The 6,039-nt window shown below is 38.9% G+C and carries 5 protein-coding genes; all 5 read right to left on the bottom strand.

Annotation, left to right across the window (positions count from 1 at the left end; genetic code table 11):
- Positions 1 to 3: 3 nt before the first annotated feature.
- Positions 4 to 780: a triose-phosphate isomerase gene (gene tpiA / locus ACI4WO_RS08650; RefSeq protein ID WP_439807160.1), complete on the bottom strand. Its 777-nt coding sequence runs from the start codon at positions 778 to 780 to the stop codon at positions 4 to 6.
- A 78-nt stretch (positions 781 to 858) separates the two neighbouring features.
- Positions 859 to 2,079, bottom strand: a complete 1,221-nt coding sequence (locus ACI4WO_RS08645; RefSeq protein WP_439807159.1) for a phosphoglycerate kinase — start codon at positions 2,077 to 2,079, stop codon at positions 859 to 861.
- Positions 2,080 to 2,190: 111 nt separating this feature from the next.
- Complete coding sequence (locus tag ACI4WO_RS08640; RefSeq protein WP_439807158.1) at positions 2,191 to 3,066, bottom strand: DegV family protein; 876 nt, start codon at positions 3,064 to 3,066, stop codon at positions 2,191 to 2,193.
- A complete protein-coding gene (locus ACI4WO_RS08635; RefSeq protein ID WP_439807157.1) occupies positions 3,067 to 3,576 on the bottom strand; it encodes a tRNA (cytidine(34)-2'-O)-methyltransferase in 510 nt (169 codons plus the stop codon).
- 209 nt (positions 3,577 to 3,785) lie between these two features.
- The coding region (locus ACI4WO_RS08630) for a leucine-rich repeat protein (protein WP_439807156.1) at positions 3,786 to 6,039 on the bottom strand (2,254 nt) is incomplete at its 5' end.

The raw sequence follows: 6,039 nt of genomic DNA, 5'->3' as shown, positions 1-6,039 counted from the left end.
CTATTAACCCTCAACAGCAGCCTGAACGATAACATTGAAATCCTTAGCCTTAAGTGAAGCACCTCCGATAAGACCGCCGTCTACATTTGGCTTTGCAAGCAGTTCAGCACAGTTTTTAGCGTTCATTGATCCGCCGTACTGAATTGTAACAGCATCAGCTGTTGCCTGATCATAAATCTTTGCAAGAGTTGCACGGATAAATCCGCAAACTTCCTCAGCCTGATCAGCAGTAGCAGTCTTGCCTGTACCGATAGCCCATACTGGCTCATAAGCAATAACAGTCTTCTTAACATCTTCAGCAGAAACGTCAAAAAGATCAAGCTTTATCTGACGTGCAATAACTTCTTCTGTAATATTGCATTCACGTTCCCAGAGAAGTTCGCCTACACAAACAATTGGCTTTAAGCCTGCTGCAAGAGCAGCCTTTGTTCTCTTGTTAACTGTTTCGTCTGTTTCGCCGAAATACTGTCTTCTTTCAGAGTGACCGATTACAACATATTCAACGCCCAGTTCAACCAGCATGTCAGCAGAAATTTCACCTGTGAATGCACCGCTTTTTTCAAAGTGAACATTCTCAGCACCAATTTTAACATTTGAACCTTCTGTTGTATTTATAGCTGTTTCAAGGTTTGTAAAAGGTACGCATGCGATTACTTCTACCTTGCCTTCTGCATTTGCAACCAGCGGCTTGATAGCATCTAAAAGTTCCTTAGCCTCTGGTCTTGTCTTATTCATTTTCCAGTTACCAGCAATAATTGCCTTTCTTTTTGACTTGTTCATATTAAAAACTCCTTTGATTTATAAATTATGTTACAACGCAAGGAGAACAAGGTGTCCCCTGTTCTCCATTTTTAAATCTTATTTGTCAGCAATAACGTCAACGCCCGGAAGTACCTTACCTTCAAGATATTCAAGTGAAGCACCGCCGCCTGTTGAAATATGGCTCATCTTATCAGCAAAACCGAGCTGCATAACTGCTGCTGCGGAATCACCGCCGCCGATGATTGTTGTAGCGTCTGTTTCTGCAAGAGCCTTAGCTACTGCAATTGTACCTTTAGCGAGTACAGGGTTTTCAAATACGCCCATAGGTCCGTTCCATACAACTGTCTTAGCAGTCTTTGCAGCTTCAGCAAACAGTTCCTGTGTCTTAGGACCGATATCCAGACCCATCTTGTCAGCCGGAATCTTGTCAGAATCCACATATTCAACTGCGATTTCAGCGTCAATAGGATCAGGGAAAGCTGCTGTGATAGCAGTATCAACCGGAAGAAGAAGCTTCTTGCCAAGCTTTTCAGCCTTTTCCATCATTTCCTTGCAGTAGTCAACCTTTTCCATATCAACCAGTGACTTACCAACCTCATAGCCCTTAGCCTTCAGGAATGTATAAGCCATACCACCGCCGATAATAAGTGTATCACACTTTTCAAGCAGATTTGAAATAACGTTAAGCTTATCAGCAACCTTAGCGCCGCCGAGAATTGCAACAAATGGTCTTTCAGGCACTTCAACAGCATTGCCGAGGAACTTGATCTCCTTCTGCATCAGATAGCCTACTGCTGTTTCCTTAACAAACTTTGTAACGCCGGCTGTTGAAGCATGTGCTCTGTGAGCTGAACCAAAAGCATCCATTACGAATACCTGATCATCAACCAGATCAGCCAGTTCCTTAGCAAGATTGTCGCCGTTCTTAGTTTCATCAGCGCCTCTGAATCTTGTATTTTCAAGAACAACGATTTCGCCGTCCTTCATTTCAGCAACAGCCTTTTTAGCATTTTCGCCTACAACTGTATCGTCCTTTGCAAAAGTTACCTTTGTGTCAACCAATTCTGCAAGACGCTTTGCAGCCGGAGCCAGTGAGAACTTGTCCTCAGGACCGTTCTTAGGCTTGCCCAGATGCGAACAAAGAACAACCTTACCGCCGTCAGCAACCAGCTTCTTTATTGTCGGAAGAGCTGCCTGGATTCTGTTGTCATTTGTAATAACGCCGTCCTTAAGCGGTACATTAAAATCTACTCTTACGAGAACCTTTTTGCCCTTTACATTAATGTCATCAACTGAAACCTTGTTTAAACCTGCCATATTTAATAAGCATCCTTTCATTTAATACATTATAAAGACCGTTATAAATTTAACAGTCATCATTTTTATTTTACACTATTTTCCGCTATTTTGCAATAGTTTTTTTAAATTTTACTTATGTTTTCTTCTTATTACAAATCCGATGGCATCATGTCCGGTAATACACGCTGATGCAGCACCCATTTTTACAATATATTCCGGCGGATAACCAAACCTGTCCGTCATTTCCTTTGCAAGTGTTTCAGCCATCACTCTGTTGCTGCCGCATGCCACAAGATAAGGACTTTCCGGCTCCATGGATCTTTCGGCATCTGCCAGAAGTCCGGGAATAATATTTTTTTCTCCCCTGATTTTTTCAGTAATACCTGTTGTTCCTCCGGCAACTCTGATAACCGGACGCATTCTCATAAGTTCTCCGAACAGTGCTGAAGCCGAGGTTACAAGTCCGGATTTTCTTACATATTTAAGTGTCAGCGGAAGAAAATGAGCTTCCGCATTCTCAAAGCAGTCATGAAGAAAATCAAGCAGTTCATCAGGAGTAGCACCTTTCTGTGCTTTCAGAGCTGCCTGCATGACAGGATAGCCGTAAGCACCGCTGTAATTTTTTGAATCCACCACGAAAATCCGCATATTCAGCCTGTCCTTTGACTGCACTTTTCCCTTAAACTCCTGGGCAGCTGATAAGGCGTTTCTATATGTATCCGAACCTGTTGAAGAAACAGTAACATAAATTACATCTGTCCAGCCCTCATTATAAAGTTCTTTGTATACATCAAGAATTTCATGAACTGAAAGTGACGATACAGCAGGAACTGTTTTTGCATTATCCATCATTTGATAAAACTCGTTAGCTGAAAAATCAATTCTTTCCCTGTACGAATTTCCGTCCACAGCAACTGGAAGACTCATTACCTTAATGCCAAGTTTTTTTTCATCTGCCCTTGTAATATCACTTGCAGAATCTGTTAAAATTTTAATTTTCTGCATCTATATTCCTTCTTTCTGCCATGTATATTTCGTAAGCTGTCCTTCCCTTGAAAGATCCGGAAAATCCCACTGTCTCAAAACTTCATAAGCAGCTATAGCTACCGAATTTGAAAGATTAAGACTTCTTAAACTGTTCCTCATAGGTATTCTGACGCATTTATCCGGATTATTATAAAGAAGATCCTCATTCAGTCCCTTATCTTCCCGTCCGAAAACAAGATATGCATTATTCGGATAATCAACCTGACTGTAAACCTTCCTGCCTTTTGTAGTAAAGAAAAAATACTCTCCGTCATTTTTTGCAAAAAAATCATTTATATCATTATAGTAATATATATCAAGCTTATCCCAGTAATCCAGACCAGCTCTTTTCAGATGCTTATCAGTAATTTCAAATCCGAAAGGACGGATAAGGTGAAGCTTCGCTCCTGTTACCGCACAGGTTCTGGAAATATTTCCTGTATTCTGCGGAATCTGAGGTTCTGCCAAAACAATATTTAAATTTTTCATTTTCTACACCGTTCCCGTTTAAATGTTCTTCTTATTATTATATCAAAAATTCAAAGCAATTTCAACAATTACAGAAAAAAAGGTATATGATCCGCCCCTGATAAAAGAATAAACCTCTGATTTTTTGTATCAGAGGTTTATATAAGACTTGTTCTCATTGTCATATGTACATATAACCGTACACATTTCGTGTGAAAATAAATTTTAAATTAATCGTTTGTCTGCTTTAATGTGTTTGCAAGTGTTCTTGCAATTGATGCAGCATCTCTTACATTCACAACTCCGTCACCATTATAATCAGCAGTCATAGGCAATTCACTGTTTTTTCCCTGGGCAAGCATTTTTGCGATAAATGCAGCATCTCTGACATTCATTACACCGTCACCGTTGGCATCACCCAGTATTTTAACTTCTCCGCCTTCAACTGTTACAGAACAGGACAAATTTTTTTCACCCTTTTCACCATATGTTACAAATATAGTTGCAGTACCCTCTCCAATTGCTTCAACGCATCCATTTGAATCAACTATAGCAACATTATCATTGCTTGAAACCCATGCGGTTTCACCACTGTATCCGTTAAGCTTTAAAAGAATTTTGTCACCAACTGACATATCGAGCTTTGTTTTGGAAAGAGTAACAGTATCGTCCGATGTTGTTTCAGTTACAGCCGGTGTTGTTTCAGAGGATTCAGTTACAGACGTTGTATTTGCTGATGAAACATCATCAGAAATTTCAGTAGATACTGTAGTGCCAGAAGATTTTGATATTTCTGCTGTAGTTTTTGAATCAGTATCAGACGTTTCAGCTGTCTGAGCAGTTGAAATTGATCCAGATGTTACTGCCGCAGTTTGCACTGTACTGATGTTTGTTACTGTTGATACTGGTTCAGTTGTCGTCTCTGAATCAGTATCAGATGTTTCAGCTGTCACATTCGATGTAATTTTAACTGTTGTTTCAGTTGTAACCGATGTTGTCACTGGAACAGTAGTTATTTCTGGATCATCTTCAAGTAAAGCAAAGGTTATACCATATTTCTCAGCATATTCCTGAGCTGTTGAGTTTTCATAACCATAAATCGTTCCGGAAAAATATGGTTTTCCGTTTTCATTATCCCCATTAGAAATAGTATAGTACCAGTCATAAATTTCACATTCAGGGTTTTTGAATATTATTTCAGTAAGATCAGAGCAAAAAGCAAAAGCATTTCCTTCTATATATATTACCGATTCCGGAACTATTACTTTTAATACATTACATCCGCTGAAAGCACTGTCTTTTATTAATGTTACTCCGTCAGGAATTTCCAGTGTTCCGAAATCAATGCCTGAACAATAAAACGCCATTTCTCCGATTTTTCTCAGATTTTCCGGAAGCGTAATTTTACTTAAATTTGAAAGGAAGAATGCTCCGCTTCCGATTTCTTTTACTGTATCCGGAATAGTATATTCTGTAAGATCATTTTTTGATATCGGATAATATACTAATTTTGTTTTATCCTTATTATAAAGAATACCGTCATCAGAAGAAAAATATAAGCTGTCCTCAGGTGCATTAACTGCCTTTACATTGTAAAAGTTTCCTTTAGAATCATACCAGAAGCTGACTTCCTTTGTATTCTTTCCTAAATTAACTACAGCACTTCTTTCCCATTCAGTAAACAAACTTAAATCTATGCTTTCAACATTATCTGACAGTGTAATTTCACTGAATGTTGCAGTATATACATCAAATGCATTTTCTGACAGATACTTGACATTATCAGGAAGAACTATTTTGTCTTCATTTCCATTGTACTGATAGAATACTCCTCCGCCCAATACTACATACTCATCTGTTATATTTTCAAGCCATGGTGTTCCATAAAATGCATGATAACCAATATCTGTTACATTTTCAGGGACATTCAGTTCAGTAAGGTTTGAACAGCCGCTGAAAGCCTCTCTTCCTATTGACGTTACGTTATCAGGAATAACTAAACCAGTAAGGCTTGAACATCCATAGAATGCTCTATCATATATTACAGTTACGCTGTCTGGTATATTTACAGAAGTCAAAGACTCACAGTCTTCAAAAAATCCATAATTAAACGTTGGAACAGATGTCATTCCCTCAGGTAAAACTACACTTTCAAGATCAGAACAATTATAAAATGTTCCGCCTGATATATCAGTAACAGTGTCCGGTATGACAATCGATTTCAAGCCTGAACCTGCAAACGCTTCTCCGCCAATGCTTGTAACACTGTCTGGTATTGAAACAGATTCAAGAGATGAACAATCTCTGAATGCTTCGTATCCTATGCGGGTAACACTGTCAGGTATAGTAACATTTTTTAAATTGGTGCAATCAGCAAATGCAAACCAGTCAATTTCAGTAACGGGCAGTCCGTCAATTTCAGCCGGGATATCAACAGATACCGCTGATTCATTACAACCAGTTATTACAGCATAATCATAAATG

This window comes from Porcipelethomonas sp. (genome assembly GCF_051893655.1).
In the GTDB taxonomy this organism is placed as follows: Bacteria; Bacillota; Clostridia; order Oscillospirales; family Ruminococcaceae; genus Porcipelethomonas.
Note: the sequence above shows the minus strand (reverse complement) of the source record. Positions and strands in the feature narration are given on the sequence as shown.

Coding starts and splice junctions, on each gene's coding strand:
- ACI4WO_RS08635 (WP_439807157.1), bottom strand. CDS start 3,576: ATGAAAAATTTAAATATTGTTTTGGCAGAACCTCAGATTCCGCAGAAT.
- ACI4WO_RS08645 (WP_439807159.1), bottom strand. CDS start 2,079: ATGGCAGGTTTAAACAAGGTTTCAGTTGATGACATTAATGTAAAGGGC.
- tpiA (WP_439807160.1), bottom strand. CDS start 780: ATGAACAAGTCAAAAAGAAAGGCAATTATTGCTGGTAACTGGAAAATG.
- ACI4WO_RS08640 (WP_439807158.1), bottom strand. CDS start 3,066: ATGCAGAAAATTAAAATTTTAACAGATTCTGCAAGTGATATTACAAGG.